1 protein-coding gene and 1 pseudogene are annotated in these 934 nt (G+C 59.6%); both read left to right on the top strand.

What is annotated here, in order from left to right:
• Positions 1-392 (top strand): annotated as a pseudogene (locus A3730_RS07315) (hypothetical protein); the annotation flags it as partial.
• Positions 393-407: 15 nt separating this feature from the next.
• On the top strand, positions 408-934 hold a 527-nt coding region (locus tag A3730_RS07320), incomplete at its 3' end, for a heme A synthase (RefSeq protein ID WP_197477350.1).

Below are 934 nucleotides of genomic sequence, written 5' to 3' on the forward strand. Positions count from 1 at the left end.
ATGTGGCCGGGGAAGACTGCGACACCCGCTGCAAGAACGGCCTCTATTATCAAGTACAACAAGTGCGCCTGACCCTGGGCGAAGACATTCAACGAGTGCGCCGGGTCATTTTGCATACCGCCCCGGCCGGCGCCGAGTTGCAGACGTTCCTCACCGACAAGGTGGATGGCATGATTTCTATCCATGCGGCTCCCGCCGATGTCACCCAGGCCCTGGCCCCGGTGTATGCCCCCGATGCCAGTCAGCCCATTGGCGATATTTTTCTGGTCAGCCCGGACGGCCAGATATTCATGCGTTACCCCACGCACGAAAACATGGATGCCACCCTCGAAGAGGCGGAGAACATCCGCGTCGATCTCAAACGGACCCTGAAAGGGTCACTGATCGGTTAAGGCAGGCTCTTGATTATGCAAACCCCCACCGCATCGCAGCGCTGGCTGCGCCGTTTCTGTATTCTGGCTGTGCTGATGGCCGCCGGCGTAATCATTTTGGGCGCCTGGACCCGACTGTCCGATGCCGGCCTTGGCTGCCCGGACTGGCCCGGTTGCTACGGCCATCTGGACGTACGCAAAGCCATCGCGCACGTGGCCACCACCAACGAAACCACCCCCGGCGCATTGCGCGAAGCGCACAAAACCGTGCCGGAAATGGTGCACCGCTATTTCGCCTCCACCCTGGGCCTGGTGATCATCATCATCGCGGCCCTGTCCTTTGTTAACCGCAAGCGGGAAAAGCAGCCACTGAAGCTGCCTTTATTCCTGGTGGCACTGGTTATCTTCCAGGGCATTCTCGGCATGTGGACGGTGACAATGGGGCTGCAGCCCACCATCGTGATGCTGCATCTACTTGGCGGTTTCACCACCTTTACCCTGCTGGTTCTTCTCACCGCACGGGTGTTCCGCTGGCCCAGCTTCCTCAATGATTGTGATGTGCT

The organism is Alcanivorax sp. HI0044 (assembly GCF_001634945.1).